We start from the raw sequence: 25,501 nt of genomic DNA on the forward strand, positions 1-25,501 counted from the left end.
AATAGGCGCGGGGGTGGCCCCCCCGGCGGTGGACGCGTGCGTCCGATCGGCGGCGGCCGCGCACACGCGAGCCGGGCCGCGAACGCGGATGCTCGGTCTCGCTTCGCTCGAAAGACGTGGTGGGGGTGTACTGGGCACGTGGGTATCGAAGCTCGCTACCGGTGTACGCGGGTAGCGAGCGCTCCGCCTCGGCGCGCAGCTTGCCTGCTACTCGGGTCGACTGTTTGTTGTCGCATAGGAGCAGTGGCTCTCCGCGCACGGGGGTGGTGCGCGGACCGCGGGCGCGCTGAGCTCCCGCCGCGCAGTGGCTCTCCGCGCCAGGGGTGGTATGTCGAGTCGGGAGGCGCTGCCCGGTAAGAAGGTTTATGGCGTGGCCGGGGCCGCTCCATCCACACTTTCCGAGCCCCGCAGGGCGCGAGTCTTACGAGCGCCGTTCGCGGCCCGGTTCGTGGCCGGGTGGGCGAAGCGCATGCGACGCAGTCGCGAGTCTCGCCCGCCCGGCCACGAACCAAGAAGGGGCCGCGAACACGCAGCGCCGCAGGCGCTGCAAATCGAACTCAGTGGCCGCCGCTGTGTTCGGCTTCGGCCGGGCCGGACTTGTCGGACTCGTGGCGCTCGGTGTGCTGGCCCGCGTCGACCGGGACCTGGACCTGGACGGTGCCGTTCTGCTTGAAGTTGAACGAGACGTTGTAGGTGAGGCCGGGGGAGATGTCCCTGGTCAGGCCGGTGATCTCGATCAGGATGGGGTTGGCCTCCGGGTCCTGGCCCGCGGCGGGGGAGCCGTGCTCGCCCGCGCCGTGCGACTCGGCGGTGGTGGTCGGCGCGGCGGAGCGCGGAGCGGAGGTGGGCGCGCCCGCGCTCGTGGTCGGCGCGGCGCTGGTGGTGGTCGGCGCGGCCTCGCGCTTGACCGGCTGGGTCGCCGCGACGACGGTCTGCTGCGGGGCGAGCTCGACGACCGACTTGCCGGAGGCCGGGGTGATCTTGACGGTGCCCAGGTCGGTGGTGATGCTGGTCAGCTCGTCGGTCACGGACTCGCCGTTGTTGATGATGGACAACGCGATGAGCGCCTTGCCGCCCTTGGTGTTGGTGTACCCGGTGCCCTCGGACGGATACACGATGTGCACGTTGCGCAGGGCGATGCGGCCCACGTCGGCGTGGTTGCCGTTCACGGCGGCGACCTGTTCGGCGGTCTGCGAGATCTGGCCCGCGCCGCAGCCGGACAGCGCGATCGCCGCTCCGGCGGCGAGTGCGGCAACCGTCACCATGCGACGTCGCGCCCCCTTGGGGGCGGTCACAGCTTTCAGGGCAGTCACGGGTTGTCCCTCCATGTCGACCGGGCTCTGGCTCCGCGCGGGAGCGTAGTAACTAGGCAGCGTAGTAGTTCCCTCGGCGGCACGGGCGCGGGGGCCGGGTCGAACTCGGGCAAGCCCGCGCGCACGCGGTGGAGTGTGCGGCCGACCACGGGACGTGCGCGCCGACACTCGGCGCGTTGATAACGGTTCGATCGAACTTCGGAAGGTTGCCGCGAAGGTGCCGGCGCGCGGGCGTCGTGCGGCGGCGACGGAGCCGGGAGATAACCCGTTCTGGCACAACGTAATGCACACCGCCTGGCATCTGTCAAGCCCCTGGCCTTCCTCGTTGTGGCCCTGACCTGCACAGTTGATCGCGCCGTTACCGAGTCGCATGTTAAACTGTGAACATCGAAAGGGGCACGGGACACATGATTTTTAAGGTCGGAGACACCGTCGTTTACCCCCACCACGGAGCGGCGCTGATCGAAGCAATCGAGACTCGCACCATCAAGGGTGAGCAAAAAGAGTATCTGGTCCTGAAGGTCGCCCAAGGCGATCTCACTGTTCGGGTTCCCGCGGAGAACGCCGAATACGTCGGCGTGCGTGACGTCGTGGGTCAGGAGGGTCTCGATCGGGTCTTCCAGGTGCTTCGGGCGCCGCATACGGAGGAGCCGACCAACTGGTCCCGCCGCTACAAGGCCAACCTCGAGAAGCTCGCTTCCGGCGATGTGAACAAGGTGGCCGAGGTCGTCCGCGATCTGTGGCGCCGGGAACAGGACCGCGGCCTGTCCGCGGGTGAGAAGCGCATGCTCGCCAAGGCTCGGCAGATTCTTGTCGGTGAGCTCGCGCTGGCCGAAGGCACCGATGACGGCAAGGCTGAGACCCTGCTCGATGAGGTCCTCGCAGCGGCTTCCTGACCGTGAACACAACTGACAACGGTGTCCGTTCCAGTGACGGACCCGTCGTTGCTCTTGTGCCTGCCGCCGGCCGTGGCGTGCGTCTGGGTGAATCGGCACCCAAGGCGTTCGTCCCGGTCGGCGGCAGGCCCATGGTCCGGCTCGCCGTCGAAGGCTTGATCGCCTCCGGCGCGGTCGACCGGATCATCGTGATGGTTCCCACCGAACTCGTCGACAGCGCCGTTGCCCTGCTGCCGCCAACGAGTTCGGTTCAGGTGGTCGTCGGCGGCGCCGAACGCATCGACTCGGTGCGGGCGGGTATCGCCGCGGCGCCCGACGCCGCCTACTTCCTGGTGCACGACGCCGCCCGAGCGCTCACGCCGCCCGACCTCATCGCCAGGGTCGCGGCCGAACTGCGCGCGGGGCGCCCCGCCGTGGTCCCCGGGCTTCCGGTAGCCGACACCATCAAATCCGTCGACGCGGCCGGCGCGGTGACCGGCACTCCCGATCGCGCCCGGTTGCGCGCCATCCAGACGCCGCAAGGTTTCGCGGCCGACCTGCTGCGCTGCGCGTACGCGCCGGAGGGCATCCAGGCGACCGACGACGCGGGTCTGGTGGAGCGGCTCGGCGTCGCGGTCCACACCATCCCCGGCGATCCGCTCGCCTTCAAGATCACCACTCCCCTCGACCTCCGGCTCGCCGACGCGGTGCTCGACGGCGCGGGCGTCGGACGGGCGGTGGCGCCGTGACCATGCGCGTCGGCATCGGCAGTGACGTCCATCCGATCGAAGCGGGCAGGCCGTGCTGGATGGCGGGTCTGCTGTTCGACGGCGACGACGGCTGCGCGGGCCACTCGGACGGCGACGTCGCCGCCCACGCCCTGTGCGACGCGCTGCTGTCCGCGGCGGGCCTCGGCGATGTCGGCGCGGTGTTCGGCACCGGACGCCCGGAATGGGCCGGCGTCTCCGGCGCGGCCATGCTGAAGGAAGTGCGCAGGCTGCTGGACGAAGCGGGCTTCGAGGTGGTCAACGCCGCGGTGCAGGTGATCGGCAACCGCCCCAAGATCGGGCCGCGGCGCGCCGAGGCGCAACAGGTGCTCGGCGGACTGCTCGACGCCCCGGTCGCGGTGTCCGGCACCACCACCGACGGGCTCGGCCTGACCGGTCGCGGCGAGGGTGTCGCCGCCGTGGCGACCGCCCTGCTGCAAGCTTGTCGTTGATCCAGCTCCGACGGACCCGAGCCGGTCCGTGAACGACCTTATACACCAGCTAGGATCGACTGCCGTGACGCTGCGCCTCTTTGACACCGACACGCGGACCATGCGCGATTTCGCGCCCTTGGTCCCCGGCCGTGCTTCGGTGTACCTCTGTGGCGCCACCGTGCAGGGCGAGCCGCACATCGGCCATGTGCGCAGCGGAGTCGCGTTCGACGTGCTGCGACGCTGGTTGATCGCGCACGACATCGACGTCTTCTTCATCCGCAACGTCACCGATATCGAGGACAAGATCCTGACCAAGGCCGCCGAGGCGGGCAGGCCGTGGTGGGAGTGGGCCGCCACGCACGAGCGCGCCTTCGACCGCGCCTACGAACAGCTCGGTGTGCTGCCGCCGTCCGCGGAGCCGCGCGCCACCGGCCACATCACCCAGATGGTGGAGATGATGCAGCGGCTGATCGACCGCGGTCACGCCTACGCCTCGGCCGGGAACGTCTATTTCGACGTGGTCAGCTACCCCGATTACGGCAAGCTGTCCGGCCACAAGCTCGACGACGTGCACCAAGGCGAGAGCGCGGGCGAGGGCAAACGCGACCCGCGCGACTTCACCCTGTGGAAGGCGGCCAAGCCCGGCGAGCCGACCTGGCCGTCGCCCTGGGGGCCCGGCCGCCCCGGCTGGCACCTGGAGTGCTCCGCGATGGCCGAGTTCTATCTCGGCGCGGAATTCGACATTCATTGCGGCGGTATGGATCTGGTGTTCCCGCACCACGAGAACGAGATCGCCCAGTCGAAGGCGGCCGGCGACGGTTTCGCCCGGTACTGGCTGCACAACGGCTGGGTGACCATGGGCGGGGAGAAGATGTCCAAGTCGCTGGGCAACGTGCTGTCCGTGCCGAATGTGCTCGAGCAGGTGCGGGCCGTCGAACTGCGGTTCTACCTGGGCAGCGCGCACTACCGCTCGATGCTGGAGTACTCGGAGAAAGCGCTGCACGACGCGGCACAGTCCTACCAGCGCATCGAGGCGTTCGTGAACCGGGTGGTGGACCGGGCCGGTGAGGTTCCGGTGGGCAAGTGGACCGACGCGTTCGCCGCCGCCCTCGACGACGATCTGGCGGTGCCGAAGGCGTTGGCGGAGATCCACCGCGTGGTGCACGAGGGCAACAAGGCGCTGGAGGTCGGCGCGATCGATTCCGCGCGCGACCTCGCCGGTCAGGTGCGCGCCATGCTCGCCGTCCTCGGTGTCGATCCGCTCGACCCGCACTGGTACACCCCGAGCGATTCCTCGGCCGCGCTCGGCGCTCTGGACGTGCTGGTGCGCGCCGAACTCGACCGCCGCCAGCAGGCGCGCGCCGCCAAGGACTGGGCGACCGCCGACGCCGTGCGCGATCGCTTGCAGGCCGCGGGCATCGAGGTCACCGACACGGCCGACGGCCCCGAATGGGCGCTGGCGGCATCACAATCCGGAAAGGCCGAGTGATGGCAGGCAATTCGCAGCGTCGCGGTGCGGTTCGCAAGAGCGGCAGCAAGAAGGGCGCCGTGGTCGGCTCCGGCGGCAAGCGCAGGCGCGGACTGGAGGGACGTGGCGCCACGCCGCCCGCGGAGATGCGCACCAAGCACCCCGCCGCCAAGCGGGCCGCCGCGAAAACCAAGGCCGCGCAGGGACGTTCGTCCGCGCGCGGTGCCACCACCCGTCCCGCCGGACGCAAGACCGAGGACGGCCCCGAGTTGGTGCTCGGGCGCAATCCGGTGGTGGAGTGTCTGCGAGCCGGTGTGCCGGCGACCGCGCTGTACGTCGCGGTCGGCACCGAGAACGACGACCGCTTGACCGAGAGCGTGCGGCTGGCCGCCGACACCGGGATCTCCATCCTGGAGGTGCCGCGTACGGATCTGGATCGGCTGAGTGCCAATGGTTTGCACCAAGGCGTAGCCCTTCAGGTGCCGCCGTACCGCTACGCCCATCCGGACGATCTGCTCGACCGGGTGCGGGGCGCCGCCGAGCCCGCGCTGCTGGTCGCGCTGGACAATATCTCCGATCCGCGCAACCTGGGTGCGGTGGTGCGTTCCGTGGCCGCCTTCGGCGGTCACGGTGTGCTGATCCCGCAGCGGCGCAGCGCGAGTGTCACCGCGGTGGCCTGGCGCACCAGCGCGGGCGCCGCCGCCCGGCTTCCGGTCGCCCGCGCCACCAATCTCACTCGCACGCTGAAGGATTGGGCGGCTCAGGGTATCCAGGTGGTCGGCTTGGACGCCGGCGGCGACACCACGCTCGACGATTTCGACGGCCGCGAGCCGACCGTGATCGTGGTCGGCTCGGAGGGCAAGGGGCTGTCGCGCCTGGTGCGGGAGTCCTGTGACACGATCCTGTCGATCCCGATGGCCGGGCCGGTGGAATCGCTGAACGCGTCGGTGGCCGCCGGGGTGGTGCTTTCGGAAGTCGCCCGCCAGCGCCGCGTGTGAAGGTTTGCGCCTCGCACGCCTAAAAACACGGAGAGGCCGCTCACCCCAGTAGAATTCGGGTGGTGGTGATACCCAATCAGCCCATAGGTTCGCCGGTCGAGCATCCGAACGCGACGGCGGTGTTGTTTCTCGGCGCGGCGAGCGTCTTGTGCTGCGGGGTGCTGGGGCCGGTGGCATGGGCGCTGGGACGGCGCGCGCTCGACCAGATCGAGGAATCCGGCGGCGCGTACGGTGGCCGGGCCCAGGTTATGGTCGGGTACATACTCGGCGTCATCGGCACCGTCCTCATGATCATCTTCGCGGTGCTGTTCCTGCTCATCCTGCTCGGCGGGAACGCTTGAGCGTCCGCGTGCGGGCGCCGGACGACATCGGGAACGATCAGTCCCCGCACTGAACCGCGACAGGCCACGCCTGAGTCCGTTCCGCCAACAAGGGGGGTGGGCGTGGTCGAACGTTCCCGTGCGCTGACACCGCCGGAGCCGGGCGGAAACCGCCTAGTCCAGACTGGGCCGTTCGCGCTCGGCGGTGTCCCAGGCGGGCCACTCCGTGCTGACGCTGCCCGACCAGCTGGGCTGCCTGCGATCGCGGAACGCGGCCATGGCCTCGCCACCGTCGATGCTCTTGGTCGCGTGCTGGTTGAGATCGGTTTCGAGCTTGCCGACCACGGCCGGGCTCATGCCGAGCCCTTCCCAGAGCAGCCGCTTGGACAGTGCCACGGGTAGCGGCGCCGAGCCGTTCGCGATGTCGTGCGCGACGGCCAGCGCGGTGGGTAGCACCTCGCCGGCGGGTAATGAGCTGTTGGCCACGCCCATCGCCTTCGCCTCGTCACCGTCGAAGGTGCGCCCGGTGAGCATGATGTCGGCGGCGTTGGCCATGCCGACCAGCCGGGGTAGCGTCCAGTGCGCGTAGCCGTCGGCCAGGACGCCGCGGCGCACCTGGTTCAGTCCGTACACCGCGTCGCGCGCCATGTACCGCAGGTCGCACTGCAAGGCCAGGGCCAGGCCGATGCCGACCGCGTGGCCGTTGACGGCCGCGATCACCGGCTTGCGCACGCGCCACGGCGGCGGATCGATGGTGGCGCTCACCTCACCCACCCGATTGGACAGGTCCGCGCCCGCGCAGAAGGCGGGCGGGGTGCCGGTGATGATCACGGCACGGATGGCGTCTTCCGAATCGCAGCGCTGCAACGCGGCGCCCAATTCTGCCGCCATCGTCGGGGTGAAGGCGTTCTGCTGGGCGGGCCGGTTGAGCGTGAGCACGGCGACGCCCCGGGAGACGTCGACGTGCAGTTCCGAACTCATGCCACAGGATGTTAGCCGACGCGCGCTGACCTGACCCGGGGCCGAAAGTCCTCCGCTATCCGCGCAGCACCTTGCGTCCGATGGCGTACTTGTGCACTTCGGTCGGCCCGTCGTAGAGACGGAAGGCGCGCATGTCGCGGAAGATCATCTCGACCACCGTCTCGTCGCTGATGCCGATGCCGCCGAGCACCTGCACGCACCGGTCGGCGACCTTGAACAGTTCCTCCGAGACGAACGATTTGGCGATCGAACTCTCGTGCCGCGCCTTCTCGCCGTTGTCCATCAGCCAGCACGCGTGCCAGATGGTCAGCCTGCACTGGTGCAGGGCGATCTCGTTGTCGGCCAGCATGAACGACACGCCTTCGTGCTCGCCGATCGGCTTGCCGAACGCGGTGCGGGTGCGCGCGTGCTCGACAGCGATGCTCTGGGCCCGCTCGGCCGCCCCGAGCCAGCGCATGCAGTGGGTGAGGCGGGCCGGAGCGAGCCGGAGCTGGGCGTAGCGCAACGCCTGGCCCGCCTCACCGAGCAGCGCCTCCCTGGGCAGGACCAGGTTGTCGAAGCGGACCACACCGTGTCCGGCGACGTAATTGCGGTCCATCGTGTTCATCGTGCGTTCGATGACGATGCCGGGCTGGTCGCCGTCGGCCAGGAACAGCGTGGGGCCTTCGGGCAGGTGCGGGTTGGCGGCAAGGCGCGCCATGATGATCCAGGTCTTCGCGCCGTTCGCCCCGGTGATCAGCCACTTGCGCCCGTTGATGGTGAAGTTCTCGCCGTCGAAGGTGGCGCCGGTGGACAGCTGGGCGGGGTCGGAGCCCGCGCCGTCGGGCTCGGTCATGGCGAAGACCGAGCGCTGATGGCCAGCGACCACGGGGGCCAGGTAACGCTGGACCTGGTCGGGATCGGCCACCTTGGACAGCAGGAACATGTTGCCCTCGTCGGGCGCCGCGCAGTTCATCGCGACCGGGCCGAGCGTGGACCAGCCCGCGGCCTCGTAGATCACCGCTTGCTCGATGTGGGTCAGCCCGCGTCCGCCGAGCGACTCGGGGGCCTGCACGGTGAGCAGCTTCTCGGCGCGGGCGAGTTCGACGAGTTCCTGCCGCAGCTCGTCGGTGGGGCCGTGCGCGGTCAGGCGCGGGTCGCGCTCGTAGGGGACGATCTTGTCGATGACGAAGCGGCGCACTCGGTCGCGTTCGGCGGCGAGGTCGGCGGGAATCGCGAAGTCGATCATCGTTGGTCACCATTCGTTCGGGGGCGCGATGGGTCGAGCATACGAAAGCATCCTGGTATGACTGAAGGCGGCTGCCATCACTGGCTCGGTGAAACCGGGGTGAGTCCTGAGCTGGGCCGACATCCGCTGGTCTCGGCGTCGCCGGAGAGGGTGTAAGGGCCGCCGCGAGAATTTCCCCTCACACTGAAGGATTCCCCCTGGGGCACTGTCCGCCGGATACCCAGGAGTGCGGGACGTGGCCAGCCCCCAGCCGAGGGGTGCGCGCCGACTCTCAGGACGACTCTCCATAGCGGGCGGCGATCGCGGCGGCGCGATCTCGGAGGGAGGTGCGCAACCACTGTGGGGCCAGGGCTTCCGCATCCGTGGCGAGCTCCCAGAGCGCCCATTCGGCATGTCGCGCATCCTGGAAGGTCACCTCCAGCCGCAGTCGGCCGTCGGCGTCGGATTCTTCGGCACGGACGGTGAGCGCGGTGCTCACCAGCGCATCGCGCCGAGCCGGGTCGACCCGTACCAGCACCGTGACTTGGTCGCCGCCCATCCGGAACCGCGTGCTGTGTTCCTGCCAGGCCCGGTCCAAGTCGACCCGGTCCGGTCGCTGCGCGGGTTCGGGGAGTTCCTCGGCGGCCAGCACCCGCGACAGCCGGTAGGTGCGGTCGGCGCCGGATCTCGTGGCCAGCAAGTAGCCCTGGCCGCGCGCGGTGACCAGGCCGATCGGATCCACCGTGCGCCACATCGGGGTCTGGTCCACAGCCGCGTAGTGGATGCGCAGCTTGTGGCCGGCGAACACCGCGCGCCGGATCTCGGTCACGATGGCGTCGGGCACCTCCTCGGCAACCAGCCGGCGCGACAGGAGGTCGGTCTCGGGGTCGATGAGCAACCGCTGCGCCGCGTCGCTCGCGATAGCCCGATGGCTTTCGGGCAGTGCGTCGACCACCTTCAGCATGGCCGAGGCGAGCGCCGAGCCGAGGCCGAATGTCCGCGCGCCGCGCCGTGTTCCGGCGACCAGCAGGGCGAGGGCCTCGTCGTGGTTCAGGCCGGTGAGTTCGGTCTGGAACCCGGGCAACAACGCGAAGCCGCCGTGCCGCCCGCGTTCGGCGTAGACCGGGACGCCGGCAGCGGACAGGGCTTCGATGTCGCGCAGCACCGTGCGGGTGGATACCTCCAGCTCGTGGGCGAGCGCGTCCGCGGTCAACCGACCGCGTTGACGCAGCAGCAGCACCAGCGAGACCAAGCGGTCGGCGCGCATGCGAAAAACCTACCGGAATACCTGACCGAGGATGTCGTGATTTGTTGGGAGGCTCAGGGGCGTACGAATTCGCGATGGATCGATGGGAGCTGATGTGGCAGTGGAACGAACGGCGGTCAACCCGGTGACGTGGGCGGCGGAGATGGGTTTCCACCAGGGTGAGGTCGTCTCCGGGCACACCCGGACGCTGTACTGCTCCGGGCAGACCGCGATGAGCCGCGACGGCAAGCCCCAGCACGACGGTGACATGGCGGCGCAGTTGGCCCTGAGCCTCGACAACTTGGAGGCCGTGCTCGCCGAGGCGGGCATGTCGCTGGCGAATCTCGTTCGGCTCAACGTCTACACCACCGACGTCGATCTGCTGTTCCCGCACTACGGTGTGCTGGCGTCGCGGCTGGGCGCCGCCGGAGTGGCACCGCCCACCACGATGCTCGGGGTGACGCGGCTGGCGATCCGCGGCCAGATGGTCGAACTCGAGGGCACCGCCGTCGCGTGACGCGGCCTCGCCGCTCCTCGTGCCGAGCGGACCGGCACGAGGGGCGGGAAGGTGGATGTTGCCAGGTGACCTGGTGTCACAACCCGGACGATGGGTATGTGGCGCTCAGCGGACGCGGGCGAGTTCGCGATTGCGGGTGCCGAGCAGGCGGCAGGCGAGGTAGATCAGGAACGAGATCGTGGTGACGAACGTCGAGACGGGGACGCCCGGCGCGAGCGACAACAGGATGCCGCCCACGGCGGCGAGTTCGGCGAACACCACCGCGAGCACGGTCGCCCGGATCGGGTCCGCGGTGAGCTGTGCGGCCGCGGCGGCCGGGGTGATCAGCAGGGCGAGGACCAGCAGGGCGCCGACGATCTGCACGCCGAACGCCGCCGTGATGCCGAGCAGGACGGCGAACACGATGGACAGCGCCCGCACCGGAACACCGCGGGCCACGGCCACTTCCGGATCGGAACTGGCGAACAGCAGCGGCCGGTAGACGAAGGCGAGCACCGCGATCACCCCGGCGGTGCAGACGGCGAGCAGGCCGAGCCCGTTGTTGCCGACGCTGACCACCTGACCGGTCAGCAGCGAGAATTTCGATCCGGCGCGATCCGGGCCCAGCCACAGGAAAAGCACCGAGAGTCCCAAACCGAACGAGAGCACCACGGCGATCACCGAATCGCGTTCGCGCGCCCGGGCCCCGAGCAGGCCGAACAACACCGCCGCCACCACCGACCCCGCGATGGCGCCGAGGCCGACGCCGACACCGGCCAGCAGCGCGGCGGCGGCGCCGGTCAGCGAAAGCTCGCTGGTGCCGTGCACGGCGAACGACATCTGCCTGCTGATGATCAGTGGGCCGATCACACCGGACAGCAGCCCCAGCAGAGCCGCGGCGAGCAACGCCTGCTGGACGAAACCGTAGGACAGCAGGTTCGCCGTGGTGCCGAAGTCCAGCATCTTGCCGAGGACGCCGGTGAGCTTGTCGGTCACGAAGGCACTCCGCTCTGCTCGGGCTCCGTGGACGGCCGGTCGCCGTCGCCCTGCGCATGGTCCCCCGAAGCATGGGATGCCGAGGCCGTGCCCTTGCCGTGGATCGAGCGGTCGGACACCACATCGCCGGTGGCAGTGTCGCCGTTCGCCGAGATGGCCGATGTCTCCACGGCGGCTGCCAGGCTGCTGGGTGTCGGCTCAGGCGAAGCAGCCTCATGCGTCGCCGGTTCGAGCAGCGGCGAGTCGTGGCCGGTCACATTGGCGTGAGAGGAGCGGCGCATGGCGGTCGTCGAGGCCGTCGGGGTCGGTTCGGCTGGCGCGTCGTCGTTGCCTATCGGGGGGCGGCGCGTGCTGGCTTCCGACTTGCCGTTCGCCGGGATGGCCGGTGGCGGCTCGGGCGAGGGCGCTTCATGCGTCGTCGGTTCGAGGGGCGAGTCGTGGCTCGGCACGTCGGGGTCGGAGGACTGGCCGATCGCGGTTGGCGACGCTGCCGGTGTCGGTTCGGCCGGTGCGTCGCCGTCGCGTGCCGGGTGAGCTTTCGACCGGTCGCTCTGAGTGCTGGTTCCCGAGGCGGAGGAGGTCGCGGGGGGAGTGGTGAGGTCGGTATGCGCCGAGGTCGGTGCGGCGGGGAGCGGCTCCGCCGCGGATGTGGCGGACGAGGTGGCTGCGTCGTCCACCGTTGCCGGGTCGCCGTGGGGGAACTCGTCGCCGGCCGGGCCGTGGCAGTGGCCGCCCGCTGTGCCCAGCGCGTCCATGGTGTCGCCGGTGCCGACGACCACCAGGCGCCCGCGGACCCGCAGCACGTCCACCTGGGTGCGGTACAGCTCCGACAGCACCGCCGAGGTCATCACCTCTTCCGGTGTCCCGATCCGGAACCGGCCGTCGACCAGGTACAGCACGCGGTCCACCAAGGGCAGGATCGGGTTGATCTCGTGCGTCACGAAGAGCACCGCGGTGTCGTGGGTGCGCCTGCGGCGATCGATGAGCTCGGCGACCAGCCGTTGATTCGCCAGGTCCAGGCTCAGCAACGGTTCGTCGCACAGCAAGACCTTCGGATCACCGACCAGCGCCTGCGCCACCCGCAGGCGCTGCTGCTCGCCGCCGGACATGGACTCCAGCGGCGCGTGGGCGAAACGCTCCGCGCCCACGTCGGCGATGGCGGCGGCCACCTTGCGCTTGCGTTCGGCGCGGGAGCGCAGACCGAGCCCCCAGCGATGCCCGTCGACGCCGAGCCCGACCAGGTCGACGCCGCGCAACTGCACCCCGGCGTCGATCGTCTTCTGCTGCGGTATGTAGCCGATGTCGTGATTGCCCGCGCGGGCGGGAGAGCCCGCGATCCGCGCCGTGCCCGCCGTCAGGCCGACCTGGCCCAGCAGCACCTTCAGCAGCGAGGTCTTGCCCGATCCGTTCGGCCCGAGGACCGCGACGAATTCACCGGGCGCGACGGTGAGATCCAGTCCCTCCCAGAGCGTTCGGTCGCCGAACGACAAGCGGGCGTCCGCCAGGCGCACCGCGGCCGCGTCGGCGCCGATGGTCGATCGCCGTTCCACCCCGTCGGCGTGCTCGGTCAGCGCGGCTCCCTTGTTCATCTGCTCAGCCCAGCGCGGCGGCCAGCGCCTGCGCGTTCTTCGTCTGCCACTGAATGTAATCCACGCCGTCGGGCAGGGTCTCGGTCACCTCGACGACGGCGACGCCCGCGTGCTGCGCGGTGCCGCGCAGGTCCTTGGTGATCTTGTCCTCGGTCTGCACGTTGTAGATCAGGGCGCGGACCCGCTTGCCGGTGAGCAGGTCCTGAGTCGCCGCGACGGCCGCGGGGGCCGGGTCGGTTTCCTGCTCGATGGCTTCCTGGAACTCGTGCGGCGTCAGGTCGTCGGCTCCGGCGGCGGCCACGAGGTAGTGCGCCAGGGGTTCGGTCTGCAGCACCGGCGTTCTCGGGTGCTCGGCGGCGAGCTTGCCGGTGATGGCGGTGACCGCGGCGAGCCGGTTCTTGAACGTCGTCGCGCGTTCGGCGTAGGCCGCGGCCTTGTCCGGGTCCAGTTCGCCGAGCTGGGCGGCGATCCGGTCGGCGACCACGTCGACGGTGCGCACGTCGTACCAGACGTGTTCGTTGTCGTCGCCTTGGTCCGCTCGCAGGGCGAACGCGTCCACGGTGCGCTTGCCGGTGCCCGCCACCGCCTTCTCGGCGAACTCGTCGTAACCGCCGCCGTTGTAGACCACTAGGTCGGCATCGCTGAGCGCGGCCGATTCGACGGCGGAGGTCTCGTGTGAGTGCGGGTCGGCGGAGGGGTCGGTGATCAGCGCGCGAACGGCGGCGTCGGGTCCCGCGACGGCGGCGGCGATATCGCCCCAGACGTCGGTGGACGCGACGACCGAAGGCCGCCCGTCGTCGTTCGAGCCGGAGCAGGCGCTCAGCGTCAGGGCGGAGACGACCCCCACGGCGATGCCTGCGCAACTGATGGCGAATCGGGTTCTCACGTGGGGGTACTCCTGGCCGTGCTCTAGATCATAATGGAAATCGTTCCCGTTTAACTCTAGCAGGGCCCGTCAAACGACCGGATGCGACGCTCGCGCGGGAGCCGAACGCGAAGGGCCCGTGAACGATTCCTCGTTCGCGGGCCCTCGCCTTGCGTGCGGTCAGACCAGCGCGGCTTCCACCGGCTGTCCGAGCAGCTGCGCGCAGCGCAACAGACCGAGATGGCTGTAGGCCTGCGGGTGGTTGCCCAGCGACCGTTCGGCCACCGGGTCGTACTCCTCGCTGAGCAGCCCGGTGGGGCCGGCCACGTCGACCAGCTGGGCGAACAGCGCCTCGGCGTCGGAGCGCTTCCCGATCAGCAGGTACGCCTCCACCAGCCAGGCCGCGCAGAGGTGGAACCCGCCTTCGCCGCCGGGCAGGCCGTCGTCGTGGTGGTAGCGGTACACCGTCGAGCCGCTGCGCAGCTCGGCCTCGGTCGCCACGACCGTCGCCGCGAAGCGCGGGTCGGACGGGTCGATCAGCCCGCTCAGCCCGATGTGCAGCGTCGCCGCGTCCAGGTCGGTGCCGTCGTAGGCCGCGGTGTAGGACTGCACCTCGTCGTTCCAGCCCTTGGCCTTCACCTCGTCGGCGATGGTGTCGCGCAGCAGCGGCCAGGACGGGTCGGCCTCGCGATCGAACTTCTGCGCCAGGGTGAGCGCCCGGTCGACGGTCAGCCAGCCCATCACCTTGGAGTACACGTGGTGGCGCGGGTTGCCGCGGATCTCCCAGATGCCGTGGTCGGGCTCCTGCCAGCGCCGCTGCACCGCCGAGACCATGGCGCACACCAGCTCCCAGTCGGCGTCGGGCAGCACGTCGGCCGGATCGGTGACGCCGCGCAGTTCCCTCGCGTGCGCCAGGGTGGCGATGAGGTCGACGATCGGACCGAAGACGTCCAGTTGGACCTGCATGTTGGCCGCGTTGCCGACGCGCACCGGGCGGGAGCCCGCGTAGCCGGGTAGCTGGTCGATCGAGGCCTCCGGCGGCAGCGTCTCGCCGTACAGCGTGTACAGCGGGTGCAGCCGCTCGGGGCCGGGCAACGTCTCCAGCACCCGGTGCACCCAGCCGAGGTAGTTCTCGGCCTCGTCGAGCGAGCCCAGCGAGACCAGCGACTGCGCGGTCAGCGCCGCGTCGCGCAGCCAGCAGTAGCGGTAGTCCCAGTTGCGCACGCCGCCGATGTCCTCGGGCAGCGAGGTGGTGGCGGCCGCGAGGATCGAGCCGGACGGCGCGTGCACCAGTCCGCGCAGGGTCAGCGCGGAGCGCTTCATCAGGTCGGGCTTGAGCGGCGGCAGCGTGAGCGTGCTCGCCCAGTCCGACCAGTACCGCTCCGCCTCCCGGCGCCGGTCCGCCTCACTGGTCGGGGAGGGGTCGAGATCAGCGGTGCCGCAGCGCAACTCGAGCACGACCGGACCCTTGGACGGATCGACGACGGCCCGTGCCGACTCGTGGGTGCCATCCGAGACGATCTCCCACCGCACGCCGGGGGAGCGCAGCACGATCGGGTCGTTGGTGCCGTACACCCGCAGCCCGCCCTCTTGGGCTTCGAGGTTCACCGGCACTTGGCCGAACTCGGGACGGGGGGCGAAGGTGACCACGGCCTTCGCGTCGCCGGTGATCACCCGGGTGAGGTCGGTGCGGGTGGGGGCCACGTCGTGCGGCAGGTAGTCGGTGACTTGCAGCTTCGCCCAACGGGTTTCGACGGTCATCGTGCCGTCGACGTAGCGCTGCGACAGCGGCAGGCCCGGTCGCTCCGGCTCGATGGTGAAGTGCCCGCCCTGCGGACCGCCGAGCAGGTGCGCGAACACCGCGGCCGAATCGGGCTCGGGGTGGCAGAACCAGGTCACCGTGGCGTCCGGGGTGAGCAGCGCGACCGAGCGCGGGCTGGCCAGCATGGTCAGCCGCTCGATGCGCGGCGCGCTCGCGCCGGCCAGCCAGGTGCGGCGCTCCTCCAGCAGGTAGGCCAGCGCGCAGGCGACGGCCTCGGTGCTGTCCACCCGGAACTTGGCCAGGCTCTCGCCGTCGCCGACCTTGATGCCGACGTCAGGGCCCGACAGCACGCGGAACGCCTTCTCGTCGGTGACGTCGTCACCGAAGAACACCGCCGCCGAGGCCCCCGCCTGATGCCGGACGGTGTCGAGCGCGGTGCCCTTGTCGGTCTGCACCACGGCCAGTTCGATGACGGCCTTGCCCTCGGTGACCTGCACGCCGAACCAGCACGCCGGACCGAGCCGGACCTGCGACAGCGCGCGATGACCGATCTCGGGGCTGGCGTTGCGCACGTGCAACGCGACGCTGGCCGGTTTGATCTCGACGGTGACGCCGGGGTTGTCCGCGGCGATCTGATTCAGCGACGTCTGCACCTCTTGGAGCAGATGCTTGGCGTCGTTGTCGATCGCGTGCACGAAGCCCACGTCGAATTCCGAGCCGTGGCTGCCGATCAGTTGCACCTCGACGGGCAGACGGGACAGCGCCGCGAGATCTCGCAGCGCGCGGCCGGAGATCACGGCGGCAGTGGTCCCGGTCAGGCCGGCGAGGGCTCGTAACGCGCTCACCGATTCCCGATGGGGGAAGGCTTTGGTCGGGTCGGACACGATGGGCGCGAGTGTCCCGTCGTAGTCCGATGCGACCAGCAGCCGTGGCACGCGCGCGACCGTCGACAGTGCACGGCGAAGTTCCAGTGGCAGATCCTGTGCGCTCACGCATCCAACCTAGTGATCGGAGGAGTTTTTTCAGGGGGCGGGCAAAACAATACTGTGTTGAATTTGCCGCACAGAAGCGCGCCGGTTCGCGTGCGAACGATAACGCACGACCTGAACCGGTGTCCGGTAGATCTGCCCAGCTAACGGCAACGGTATCCGAGCGGGTGAGCTTCGTCGCAGCCCAGCGGGCCTTTCGCGCCCGGTTGGTGGCCGGGCGCCGAAGAGTCTACTGGTTGCGTTCGCCCAGCAGGAGGTCGACGGTCAGTTCCAGGCGTTCGGTGACGTCGGTGGCCGACGCGCGCCGGGTCAGCCAGGCGACCAGGTTCGACAGCCAGACGTCGCTGATCACCCGGGCGATGGCCAGCTGGCGTTCGGTGGGCTCGCCGTCGTTCATGGCGCGGGCGAAGACCCGGTCCATCACCTTGCCGACGCGGTCGACCTCGGCGGCGGCCGAGGCGTCGGCGAACATGAACGCCCTGGTCATGGCCTCGGTGAGCAGCGGGTCGCGCTGCATCATCCGGGTGATCTGGGTGAGCAGCAGGTGCATGCGCTCCTGCGGGGACTGCCCGGCAAGCGGCTTGCGTTTGCCCTCGATCTGCTCGAACTCGCGCGAGAGCGCGGAGACCAGGAGGTGGACCTTCGACGGGAAGTAGCGGTACAGCGTGCCGACCGCGACGTCGGCGCGTTCGGCCACCGCCCGCATCTGCACCGCGTCGTAACCGCCCTTGGACGCGAGCGCCAGGGTGGCGTCCAAGATCCGCTTACGCCGTTCGCGCTGCGCCGCCGAACTCAGCTCGTCCTCGCTGAGCGTGGTGACCGGCCTGGCCGCGCTCGGGTCGGCTGGCTGCGATCGGGACGGACTGGCCATTGATGAAAGTCCTTTCCGGAAACGTCGTTTCGTCGGCTACGTGCGCGGTGTGGCCGCGGCGGCGATGGTGTCTTGACTTCCGCCCGGCTAGGATATTAGAACATGTTCTAGGTGTGGGAGTCACGCCGGAAAGGCGGTATGGAGTGTGACCATCGCCACCACTGACGAGCATAAAGCCGTTCAGGAGTCGATGCGCGGGTGGGCCGCCTCGGTCCGTCCGATTGCAACAATGCGGGCCGGCGCGGCCGACTTCTGGCGCGCCTACTGGCCCGCGCTCGCGGAGATCGGGATCTTCCGGGTAGCGGTGGACGAGGACGCCGGCGGCGCGGGCGGGTCGGTCTCCGATCTGGCCGTGCTGGTGGAGCAGGCGGCGCACGATCTGGTCGGCGGCCCTGTGCTCGCGACGGCTCTGGCCAATCTGATCACCGCGGGACAGCTCGACGAGGACCTGCCGTGCGGTGTCGCGCTCGACTTCGTCGTCGGTTCGACGGTGAGCGTACCCGCCGCAAGCGACGGCGTGTTGCTCACGGGTACCTGGGATTCCGTCCTCGGCGCAGCCCCCGGCACCGCCGTGCTGCTGCCGATCGACCAACCGCAGGGGCAGCGGTGGTGCCTGGTCCCACCCGGCGCCGATGGCCTGCGGGTGGAAGCGCTCACGCCGCTGGACCCGAGCACGCCGTTGGCGCGGGTGCACTGCGCCGACCTGCGCGTGCCCGCCGAACGGGTCTTCGTCGCGCCGCACGCGGCGGCGGACCTGCTCGTCGCGCTGGTCGCCGCCGAACTGTCCGGCCTCGCGGGCTGGTGCCTGGAGACCGCCGTCGAGTACGCAAAGGTGCGCGAGCAGTTCGGCCGCAAAATCGGTTCGTTCCAGGCGGTCAAGCACATCTGCGCGTGGATGCTGTGCCGCACCGAACTCATCCGCGCGGTGGCGGCCGACACCGCCGCTGCCGTGGACGACGGCGGCGCCGAACTGCCGATCGCCGCCGCCATCGCGGCCGCCATCGCCCTGGACGCGGCGGTGGAGACCGCCAAGGACTGCATCCAGGTGCTCGGCGGCATCGGCTTCACCTGGGAGCACGACGCGCACCTGTATCTGCGCCGCGCCACGGCCTTGCGCCAACTGCTCGGCGGTTCGGCGCGCTGGCGGGCCAGGGTCACCGAGCTGACCCGCAGGGGCCTGCGGCGGACCACCGGCGCCGACCGGGTCTTCGCCGAGGAGGGCGTGGCCGCCGTGCACGGCGACAGCGCGCACGAACTGGCCGCCGAGGTCGCGCGGATCGCGGCGCTGCCCGCCGATCGGCAGCGCGCCGCGCTGGTCGACGCGGGCCTGGTCATGCCGCATTGGCCCCGGCCGTACGGACGCGCCGCCGACCCGATGACCGGCCTGGTGATCTCCGAGGAGTTGCGCCGCGCCGGGCTCACCGCGCCGGACCTGGCCATCGGCGGCTGGGCGATCCCCACGCTGTTGCAGCACGGGACGCAGGAGCAGATCGAGCGCTTCGCCTGGCCGACCTTGCGCGGCGAGGTGGTCTGGTGCCAGCTGTTCAGCGAACCGGAGGCGGGCTCCGACCTGGCTGCGCTGCGCACCACCGCGAAAAGAGCCGACGGCGGCTGGGTGCTGCGCGGGCAGAAGGTGTGGACTTCCCTTGGCGACAAGGCGAACTGGGCGATCTGCCTGGCGCGCACCGATCCGGAAGCGCCCAAACATCGCGGCATCACGTACTTCTTGGTCGACATGCGCAGCGCCGGGCTCGAGGTGCGCCCGCTGGTGCAGATCACCGGTGAGGCGCGGTTCAGCGAGGTCTTCCTCGACGATGTGTTCGTGCCGGACGACTGCGTGGTCGGCGCGCTGAACAACGGATGGAAGATCGCCCGCTCCACCTTGTCGACGGAGCGGGTCGCCATGGGCGGCAACGGCATCGGTCCCGTGCTCGAAGAGCTGATCGCGAAATCGCCCGCCACCGGCCCCGGCACGGAGCTGGTGAACGACCGGCTCGGTGGCTTCGTGGCCGAGGCGATCGCGGGCCTGCTGCTCGAGCAGCGCGCCGCGGTGAAGATGCTCGCGGGCGGGGATCCCGGCGCGCAGAGCAGCGTGCGCAAGCTGGTCGGCGTGCGCCACCGACAGGCGGTCGCGGAATTCGCCGCGGAGGCGGCGGGCCCGCTCGGCGCGCAGGACTGCGAGGTGACCACGGAGTTCCTGCTCACCCGCTGCCTGTCGATCGCGGGCGGAACCGAGCAGATCCTGCTCACCGTGGCCGCTGAGCGCATTCTGGGGCTGCCGCGTGACGCGAACAGCTAGCCCTACAGTCGATCGGGAGACGAGCGTGGACTTCACCAGGGACGAGGGCCAGGACGCGGTGGCCGAGGTCGTCGTGAGCTTGCTGGAGCGCGAACCGGCGCGCGACATGGGATTGTGGCCGAAGCTGGCCGACTCCGGCCTGCTCGTGGTCGCGTTGCCGGAACAGTTCGGCGGCGACGGCATGGGGCTGCTCGAGGTGTCGGCGCTGCTCACCGAGCTGGCCACCGACGCGGTCGCGGTGCCCGCGCTGCCGACGCTCGGTTTCGGTGTGCTGCCGCTGGTGGCCTGCGCGCCGGAGCACGTGCAGTCGCTCGTGCTGCCGGGCGTCGCCGAGGGTGCGGTGCTCACCGCGGCGCTGAGCGAACCGGCGGCGCCGTTCACGCCCGAGCCGAAGACCACCGCCGTGCTCAGCGGCGACACGGTGCGCCTCACCGGGCACAAGGTGGCGGTGCCGTACGCGGAGCAGGCGAACTGGCTGCTCGTGCCGACCGACGCCGGTATCGCCGTCGTCGACGCGCACGCCGCGGGCCTGACCCGCACGCCGACGCCCGTTTCCGGCGGCATCCCGGAGTACACGGTCCGGCTGGACCAGGTGGAGATCCCGGCCGATCAGCTGTGGCCGGTCGGTCTTCCGGATCTGCACCGGCTGGCGCTCGCTTCGATCGGATCGGTGGCCGACGGACTGCTGAAGGGGGCGATCACGCTCACCGCCGAGCATCTGCGCACCCGGCATCAGTTCGGCAGGCCGCTGGCGGAGTTCCAGGCGGTGGCCCAGCAGATCGCGGACCTGTACGTCGTCTCGCGGACCCTGCACGTGGCCGCGGTGTCGGCGAACTGGGCGCTGGCGCAGGACGACCCGAGCCGGGAGCACCGCGAGCGCACCGACGACGACCTGGAGATCCTCGCCTACACCGTCACCGCGGAACTGCCGGCGGCCATGCAGAAGTGCCACCACCTGCACGGCGGCCTCGGCGTCGACGTGACCCACCCGATGCATCGCTACTACTCACAAGCCAAGGACATCGCTCGCTGGCTCGGCGGCGCGTCGTTCCGGCTCGACCGATTGGGGGCCAGATGTTCATCGACCTGACCACCGAGCAGCGCAGGCTGCGCGACGAATTGCGCGGCTACTTCGCCGATCTCGTGACTCCCGAGGAGGAGGCCGAGATGGCGGTGAACCGGCACGGCGACGCCTACCGCGCCGTGGTGCGCCGGATGGGTCGTGACGGCTGGCTCGGCGTCGGCTGGCCCAAGGAGTACGGCGGCCAGGGTTTCGGGCCGGTCGAGCAGCAGATCTTCTTCAACGAGGCGGTGCGGGCCGACGTCCCGCTCCCGCTGGTGACGCTGCTGACCGTCGGACCCACCTTGCAGCAGTTCGGCACCGACGAGCAGAAGCAGCGGTTCCTGCCCGGAATCCTCTCCGGCGACATTCATTTCGCGATCGGCTACTCCGAGCCGGAGGCGGGCACCGATCTGGCCGCGCTGCGCACATCGGCGGTGCGCGACGAGTCCGGGGACTGGATCGTCAACGGGCAGAAGATCTTCACCACGGGCGCGCACGAGGCCGACTTCGTCTGGCTGGCCTGCCGCACCGGCTCCACCGAGTCGCGCCACCGCGGCATCACGATCCTGATCGTGGACACGACCGACCCGGGCTACTCGTGGACGCCGATCATCACCTGCGACGGCGCCCACCACACCAACGCGACCTATTTCGACAACGTGCGCGTCCCGGCGAACATGCTGGTCGGCGAGGAGAACCGGGGCTGGAAGCTGATCACCACGCAGCTCAACCACGAGCGGGTGAGCCTGGGCCCCTCCGGCAAGATCGAGCAGCTCTACGACCGGGTGCGCGACTGGGCGCAGCCGCGCGGCGTGCTCGCCGAACCGGACGTGCGCCGCGCGCTCGGCCGCATCCGCGCCATGGTGCGACTGAACGAACTGCTGAACTGGCAGGTCGCCGCCGCGTCTGATGGGCGGCGGTCGCAGGGCCCTGCGTGGTCACGCTCCGCTACCGCCTCCGGGCCCGGCGCTCCCGCCGCCGGTGTGGACGGCGATCAGGCCCAGGTGATCGCCGACGCGTCCGCGACGAAGGTCTACTCCACCGAATCGCTCCAGGAGGCGGGCAGGCTCGCCGAGGAGATCGTCGGCCGCTACGGCGACCCGGCCGATCCGGCCACCGGCGAGCTGCTGACCTGGCTGGACCGCAGGACCAAGCAGAACCTCGTGGTCACCTTCGGCGGTGGCGTCAACGAGGTGATGCGCGAGCTGGTCGCCTCCTCCGGTCTGCGGTTGCCGCGAGTACCCCGATAACGAGTGAAGGAGCCGCGCGTGCCGGAAACCACTACTCCGGAAGCGATCGTCGCCGCAGCAGAAGCCATCAAGGCGGCGGGTGCGAGCGCCCCCCGTTTCGGGCGTGATCCGGTGAACCAGCCGATGATCAACAACTGGGTCGAGGCGCTCGGCGATGCCAACCCGATCTATGTCGACGAGGAGGCGGCGCGCGCCGCGGGACATCCCGGCATCGTCGCGCCGCCCGCCATGGCCCAGGTGTGGACCATGTTCGGGCTCAACGGGTCCCGTCCCGCCGACGATCCGATGGGCGCGGCCACGGAGCTGCTCGACGCCGCCGGATACACCTCCGTGGTCGCGACGGATTGCCGGCAGACCTACCACCGTTACCTCCGGGTCGGTGAGCAGGTATCGGTCACCAGCACACTGGCGGACATCCGCGGCCCGAAGCGCACAGCCCTGGGCGAGGGGTGGTTCGTCACCTTCCAGACCACCTGGCGTGTGGGTGACGAGGTGGTCGCCGAAATGCTGTTCCGGCTGTTGAAATTCGCTCCGGGCACCGCCGCGCCGAAAGCCGCCGAAGGTGCGCGGGTCAAGCCGCTGGTCTCCTGGGATACCGAATTCTTCTGGGAGGGAACGAAAGCGGGCGAACTGCGCATCCAGCGGCTGCCGGACGGCTCGCTGCGGCACCCGCCCATTCCGGCCATCTGGCAGGACAAATCGAAACCGACCGACTACGTCGTCGCCTCCGGGCGCGGCACCGTGTTCAGTTACGTCGTGCACCACGCGCCGAAGGTGCCGGGGCGGCGGCTGCCGTTCGTGGTGGCGCTGGTCGAATTGGAGGAAGGCGTGCGCATGCTCGGTGAACTGCGCGGCATCGACCCCGCCGAAGTGCGGATCGGCCTGCCGGTCGAAGTGGGCTTCGAGAAGCTCGACGACGAGGCCACGCTGCCGGTGTGGCAGGTGGTCTCGTGAGCGCCACCGTGGAACCGGATGCCGTTCGCGTCGGCACGGTGCTGCCCGAGCTGGCGATCCACGCCGATCCCACGTTCGTGATCAGCACCGCCCTGGCCACCAGGGATTTCCAGGACGTGCACCACGACAGGGACAAGGCCGTGGCCCGCGGCTCGAAGGACATCTTCGTCAACATCCTCACCGACACGGGCCTGGTACAGCGTTTCGTCACCGACTGGGCGGGCCCGCGCGCCGTCGTCAAGTCGATCGCGCTGCGCCTGGGCGTGCCGCTGTACGCGGGGGACACGCTGACGCTGACCGGCACGGTGACCGCGCTGGACGGCGAGGACATCCACATCGACGTCGTCGGCAAGGACAGCCTCGGCGACCACATCACGGCCACGGCCGTCATCGCGTTGCGGAGGGCCGATGTCTGAGCACCCGATTTCCGGTCGCGCGGCCATCGTCGGCATCGGCGCCACCGATTTCTCCAAGGACTCCGGGCGCAGCGAACTGCGCCTGGCCGCCGAGGCGGTCACCGCGGCACTGGCCGACGCGGGCCTGACGCCCGCCGACGTGGACGGCCTGACCACGTTCACCATGGACACCAACACCCAGGCCGCCGTGGCCAGGGCGGTCGGCATTCCGCAGCTGACGTTCTTCAGCCACATCGGCTACGGCGGCGGTGCGGCGTGCGCAACGATCCAGCAGGCCGCCATGGCGGTGGCGACCGGGGTCGCGGACGTGGTGGTGGCCTATCGCGCGTTCAACGAGCGGTCGGTGTCGCGGTTCGGGCAGTTCTCCACGGCACTGGCCACCGCGCCCACCTCATCGGGCATCGATGCGGGTTGGTCCTATCCGCAAGGGCTGGGCACACCGGCCGCGCAGGTCGCCATGGTCGCCCGGCGTTACATGCACGTCTACGGGGCCACCAGCGAGGATTTCGGCCGCGTGGCCGTCGCCGACCGCAAGCATGCCGCGGTGAACCCGGCCGCGTTCTTCTACGGCAAGCCGATCACGCTGGAGGACCATCAGAACTCCCGGTGGATCGCCGAGCCGCTGCATCTGCTGGATTGCTGCCAGGAGTCCGACGGCGGCGTCGCGATCGTGGTGACCAGCGTCGAGCGGGCTCGCGACCTGCCGCAGCGGCCCGCCGTGATCGCCGCGGCCGCGCAGGGTTCCGGCGCCGACCAGTACGTGATGACCAGCTACTACCGCGACGCCATGACCGGTCTGCCGGAGATGGGCCTGGTCGGCGAGCAACTGTGGGCGCAGAGCGGGTTGCGTCCGCAGGACATGCAGGCCGCGATCCTGTACGACCACTTCACTCCGTTCGTCCTCATGCAGCTGGAGGAACTCGGGTTCTGCGGTCGGGGTGAGGCGAAGGACTTCATCGCCGACGGCGCCATCGAGGTCGGCGGGCGCCTGCCGCTCAACACGCACGGCGGCCAGCTGGGCGAGGCGTACATCCACGGGATGAACGGCATCGCCGAAGCCGTGCGCCAGATCCGCGGCGCCTCGGTCAACCCGGTCTCCGGCCTGACCAACATCCTGGTGACCGCGGGCACCGGCGTGCCGACCTCGGGGCTCGTCCTCACCGCCTGAGGCCGGCCATGCACCCTCGCGTCCGCCCTTCGCGCCCGTCACGGCGAGTGCGAAGGGCGGACGGGTGTGCTTCCGGTGTGCGAGGTGGCGCGTAGCTTGGGGCAGGTGGTGGCCCGACATGTGGTGGATGTGCACGTGTTGCTGCTGCGCGGCGCGGATCTGTTGCTGAGCAGGCGGCGCAGCGCGGACGAGTTCGACGGGTTGTGGCATCTGCCCGCCGGGAAGCTGGAGGCGGGCGAGTCGGTGCTCGCCGCGGTGGTCCGCGAAGCGCGCGAGGAGGTCGGCGTGGTGATCGATCCGGCGGATCTGCGGCACGTCCATTCCGCGCATGTCGTCGAGCCCGGGCGAGAGGCAAGGGTCGGGTTGTTCTTCCGGACGCGCCGCTGGTCGGGCGAGCCGGTCAACCGCGAGCCCGACAAGTCCTACGAGCTGCGGTGGTTCCCGCTCGGGAACCTCCCCGAAACGCTCATCCCGTATCCGGCGGCGGGCATCGACGGCTATCTCACCGGCGTGACCTACAGCCAGCGGGGCTGGCCGAGCTGATCACACCCGCAACTGCGTCGCGAGGACGCGGGCGAGTTGCCGGACGCTCTCGGGTGTGCCCGGCCGCAAGCGGGAGCGGTTGCCCGCGAAGCGGTCGAAGACGGCTCCCTCGATGACGGCGACGAAATCCTCGGCCCTGGTGTCCGGATCGGGCGCGCCCATGGCGTGGAACAGCTCGCGGGCGCGGGCGATGGAGAACAAGCTGTGCACCAGCCGCGGATGCAGGTCGGGATCGTCGAGCAGGTCGATCAGCAGAGCATGCCGAGCGATCAGGTGAGCGCGCCGTTGCGCCAGTAGCCGGTCCAGCCAGGCGGCGATGGCGTCCGCGGCCGGTTGCGCCGCGGCGGTCGGGGTCAGTGCGGCGGCGGCGAAATCGTCGCGGGAGCGGGTGGTGATCCGGTCCACGACGGCCTCGATCAGCGCGCGTTTGGTGCGGAAGTAGTACGACGCCGATCCGGCGGGCAAGCCCAGTTCCGTGTCCAGCGCGCGGTGGGTGAGTGCGCGCAGACCGCGCGTCGCGATCAGTTCGATGGCCGTGTCGGCGAGGAGCGCGCGCCGGTCGCCTGTGGACATGATCACCCTTCCTGGCTGTCGGCCTCCTGGTCCTCTACAAATGTAGAGGACCAGGAGG

Annotated in this window: 23 protein-coding genes and 1 pseudogene; 14 read left to right on the plus strand and 10 right to left on the minus strand. The window is 70.2% G+C overall.

Annotated features, from left to right (window positions below; translation table 11 throughout):
• Positions 1-557: 557 nt before the first annotated feature.
• Complete coding sequence (locus ACWDMM_RS28660; protein ID WP_357111122.1) at positions 558-1,313, minus strand: hypothetical protein; 756 nt, start codon at positions 1,311-1,313, stop codon at positions 558-560.
• 407 nt (positions 1,314-1,720) lie between these two features.
• Here ACWDMM_RS28660 and carD point away from each other — a divergent pair, with 407 nt between their 5' ends.
• From carD to ACWDMM_RS28690, 6 genes are all read left to right on the plus strand, one after another.
• Positions 1,721-2,209: an RNA polymerase-binding transcription factor CarD gene (gene carD, locus ACWDMM_RS28665; RefSeq protein WP_011206964.1), complete on the plus strand. Its 489-nt coding sequence runs from the start codon at positions 1,721-1,723 to the stop codon at positions 2,207-2,209.
• Positions 2,210-2,211: 2 nt separating this feature from the next.
• Entirely contained in the window at positions 2,212-2,937 is a 726-nt protein-coding gene (ispD, locus tag ACWDMM_RS28670; RefSeq protein WP_195078036.1) for a 2-C-methyl-D-erythritol 4-phosphate cytidylyltransferase, read from the plus strand.
• Between the two features lie 2 nt (positions 2,938-2,939).
• Positions 2,940-3,407, plus strand: a complete 468-nt coding sequence (gene ispF / locus ACWDMM_RS28675; protein ID WP_195078402.1) for a 2-C-methyl-D-erythritol 2,4-cyclodiphosphate synthase — start codon at positions 2,940-2,942, stop codon at positions 3,405-3,407.
• A gap of 64 nt (positions 3,408-3,471) precedes the next feature.
• Positions 3,472-4,878, plus strand: coding sequence for a cysteine--tRNA ligase (cysS, locus tag ACWDMM_RS28680; protein ID WP_357111125.1), 1,407 nt, complete (start codon positions 3,472-3,474; stop codon positions 4,876-4,878).
• Positions 4,878-5,855: a 23S rRNA (guanosine(2251)-2'-O)-methyltransferase RlmB gene (rlmB, locus tag ACWDMM_RS28685; protein WP_195078038.1), complete on the plus strand. Its 978-nt coding sequence runs from the start codon at positions 4,878-4,880 to the stop codon at positions 5,853-5,855. The genes cysS and rlmB overlap by 1 nt, the downstream gene beginning before the upstream one ends.
• A 62-nt stretch (positions 5,856-5,917) precedes the next feature.
• Positions 5,918-6,196, plus strand: a complete 279-nt coding sequence (locus ACWDMM_RS28690; RefSeq protein WP_195078039.1) for a DUF4190 domain-containing protein — start codon at positions 5,918-5,920, stop codon at positions 6,194-6,196.
• A 153-nt stretch (positions 6,197-6,349) separates the two neighbouring features.
• On the opposite strand, the gene ACWDMM_RS28695 is transcribed toward ACWDMM_RS28690, so the two are convergent.
• The 3 genes from ACWDMM_RS28695 to ACWDMM_RS28705 all read right to left on the minus strand — a co-directional run bounded on the left by ACWDMM_RS28695 (position 6,350) and on the right by ACWDMM_RS28705 (position 9,630).
• Positions 6,350-7,156, minus strand: a complete 807-nt coding sequence (locus ACWDMM_RS28695) for an enoyl-CoA hydratase/isomerase family protein (RefSeq protein ID WP_195078040.1) — start codon at positions 7,154-7,156, stop codon at positions 6,350-6,352.
• 55 nt (positions 7,157-7,211) lie between these two features.
• Positions 7,212-8,384, minus strand: coding sequence for an acyl-CoA dehydrogenase family protein (locus ACWDMM_RS28700; RefSeq protein ID WP_195078041.1), 1,173 nt, complete (start codon positions 8,382-8,384; stop codon positions 7,212-7,214).
• Between the two features lie 271 nt (positions 8,385-8,655).
• Positions 8,656-9,630 (minus strand): helix-turn-helix transcriptional regulator, encoded by a 975-nt coding sequence (locus ACWDMM_RS28705; RefSeq protein ID WP_195078042.1) that lies wholly within the window; start codon positions 9,628-9,630, stop codon positions 8,656-8,658.
• Between the two features lie 100 nt (positions 9,631-9,730).
• On the opposite strand from ACWDMM_RS28705, the gene ACWDMM_RS28710 reads away from it, so the two are divergent.
• Complete coding sequence (locus ACWDMM_RS28710; protein ID WP_357111222.1) at positions 9,731-10,126, plus strand: RidA family protein; 396 nt, start codon at positions 9,731-9,733, stop codon at positions 10,124-10,126.
• Between the two features lie 105 nt (positions 10,127-10,231).
• Here ACWDMM_RS28710 and ACWDMM_RS28715 read toward each other — a convergent pair whose 3' ends face one another.
• The 5 genes and pseudogenes from ACWDMM_RS28715 to kstR form a co-directional block, all read right to left on the minus strand.
• A complete protein-coding gene (locus ACWDMM_RS28715; protein ID WP_397071654.1) occupies positions 10,232-11,068 on the minus strand; it encodes a metal ABC transporter permease in 837 nt (278 codons plus the stop codon).
• 761 nt (positions 11,069-11,829) lie between these two features.
• A pseudogene (locus ACWDMM_RS28720) lies at positions 11,830-12,690 on the minus strand (metal ABC transporter ATP-binding protein); the annotation flags it as partial.
• Positions 12,691-12,694: 4 nt separating this feature from the next.
• On the minus strand, positions 12,695-13,576 hold the full coding sequence (locus ACWDMM_RS28725; RefSeq protein ID WP_195078044.1) for a metal ABC transporter solute-binding protein, Zn/Mn family: 882 nt from the start codon (positions 13,574-13,576) through the stop codon (positions 12,695-12,697).
• A 159-nt stretch (positions 13,577-13,735) separates the two neighbouring features.
• Complete coding sequence (gene otsB / locus ACWDMM_RS28730) at positions 13,736-16,309, minus strand: trehalose-phosphatase (protein WP_195078045.1); 2,574 nt, start codon at positions 16,307-16,309, stop codon at positions 13,736-13,738.
• A gap of 226 nt (positions 16,310-16,535) precedes the next feature.
• Complete coding sequence (kstR, locus tag ACWDMM_RS28735; RefSeq protein ID WP_195078046.1) at positions 16,536-17,177, minus strand: cholesterol catabolism transcriptional regulator KstR; 642 nt, start codon at positions 17,175-17,177, stop codon at positions 16,536-16,538.
• Between the two features lie 145 nt (positions 17,178-17,322).
• On the opposite strand from kstR, the gene ACWDMM_RS28740 reads away from it, so the two are divergent.
• The 7 genes from ACWDMM_RS28740 (at position 17,323) to ACWDMM_RS28770 (ending at position 24,870) form a co-directional block, all read left to right on the plus strand.
• The gene (locus ACWDMM_RS28740) at positions 17,323-19,476 is read left to right on the plus strand and encodes an acyl-CoA dehydrogenase (protein ID WP_357111135.1); all 2,154 of its coding nucleotides are present in this window, start codon (positions 17,323-17,325) and stop codon (positions 19,474-19,476) included.
• Positions 19,477-19,501: 25 nt separating this feature from the next.
• Complete coding sequence (locus ACWDMM_RS28745; protein ID WP_449940419.1) at positions 19,502-20,566, plus strand: acyl-CoA dehydrogenase family protein; 1,065 nt, start codon at positions 19,502-19,504, stop codon at positions 20,564-20,566.
• Positions 20,551-21,789 carry an acyl-CoA dehydrogenase family protein gene (locus tag ACWDMM_RS28750; RefSeq protein WP_449940422.1) on the plus strand — a complete coding sequence of 413 codons (1,239 nt, stop codon included), beginning with the start codon at positions 20,551-20,553 and terminating at the stop codon, positions 21,787-21,789. The genes ACWDMM_RS28745 and ACWDMM_RS28750 overlap by 16 nt, the downstream gene beginning before the upstream one ends.
• A gap of 18 nt (positions 21,790-21,807) precedes the next feature.
• Positions 21,808-22,743 (plus strand): bifunctional MaoC family dehydratase N-terminal/OB-fold nucleic acid binding domain-containing protein, encoded by a 936-nt coding sequence (locus ACWDMM_RS28755; RefSeq protein ID WP_195078050.1) that lies wholly within the window; start codon positions 21,808-21,810, stop codon positions 22,741-22,743.
• Positions 22,740-23,159 (plus strand): MaoC family dehydratase, encoded by a 420-nt coding sequence (locus tag ACWDMM_RS28760; protein ID WP_195078051.1) that lies wholly within the window; start codon positions 22,740-22,742, stop codon positions 23,157-23,159. Before ACWDMM_RS28755 ends, ACWDMM_RS28760 begins: the two co-directional genes overlap by 4 nt.
• The gene (locus tag ACWDMM_RS28765; RefSeq protein ID WP_195078052.1) at positions 23,152-24,327 is read left to right on the plus strand and encodes a lipid-transfer protein; all 1,176 of its coding nucleotides are present in this window, start codon (positions 23,152-23,154) and stop codon (positions 24,325-24,327) included. Before ACWDMM_RS28760 ends, ACWDMM_RS28765 begins: the two co-directional genes overlap by 8 nt.
• A 105-nt stretch (positions 24,328-24,432) precedes the next feature.
• A complete protein-coding gene (locus ACWDMM_RS28770; protein WP_195078404.1) occupies positions 24,433-24,870 on the plus strand; it encodes an NUDIX hydrolase in 438 nt (145 codons plus the stop codon).
• Here the strand turns inward: ACWDMM_RS28770 and ACWDMM_RS28775 are convergent, their stop codons facing one another.
• Positions 24,871-25,443, minus strand: coding sequence for a TetR/AcrR family transcriptional regulator (locus ACWDMM_RS28775; protein WP_195078053.1), 573 nt, complete (start codon positions 25,441-25,443; stop codon positions 24,871-24,873).
• Positions 25,444-25,501 lie beyond the last annotated feature (58 nt).

The sequence above is a fragment of the Nocardia sp. NPDC003726 genome (assembly GCF_053586955.1).

Coding starts and splice junctions, on each gene's coding strand:
- ACWDMM_RS28700 (WP_195078041.1), bottom strand. CDS start 8,384: ATGATCGACTTCGCGATTCCCGCCGACCTCGCCGCCGAACGCGACCGA.
- ACWDMM_RS28750 (WP_449940422.1), top strand. CDS start 20,551: ATGTTCATCGACCTGACCACCGAGCAGCGCAGGCTGCGCGACGAATTG.
- ACWDMM_RS28715 (WP_397071654.1), bottom strand. CDS start 11,068: ATGCTGGACTTCGGCACCACGGCGAACCTGCTGTCCTACGGTTTCGTC.
- ACWDMM_RS28705 (WP_195078042.1), bottom strand. CDS start 9,630: ATGCGCGCCGACCGCTTGGTCTCGCTGGTGCTGCTGCTGCGTCAACGC.
- carD (WP_011206964.1), top strand. CDS start 1,721: ATGATTTTTAAGGTCGGAGACACCGTCGTTTACCCCCACCACGGAGCG.
- rlmB (WP_195078038.1), top strand. CDS start 4,878: ATGGCAGGCAATTCGCAGCGTCGCGGTGCGGTTCGCAAGAGCGGCAGC.
- kstR (WP_195078046.1), bottom strand. CDS start 17,177: ATGGCCAGTCCGTCCCGATCGCAGCCAGCCGACCCGAGCGCGGCCAGG.
- ACWDMM_RS28695 (WP_195078040.1), bottom strand. CDS start 7,156: ATGAGTTCGGAACTGCACGTCGACGTCTCCCGGGGCGTCGCCGTGCTC.
- ACWDMM_RS28765 (WP_195078052.1), top strand. CDS start 23,152: ATGTCTGAGCACCCGATTTCCGGTCGCGCGGCCATCGTCGGCATCGGC.
- ACWDMM_RS28775 (WP_195078053.1), bottom strand. CDS start 25,443: ATGTCCACAGGCGACCGGCGCGCGCTCCTCGCCGACACGGCCATCGAA.
- ispF (WP_195078402.1), top strand. CDS start 2,940: ATGCGCGTCGGCATCGGCAGTGACGTCCATCCGATCGAAGCGGGCAGG.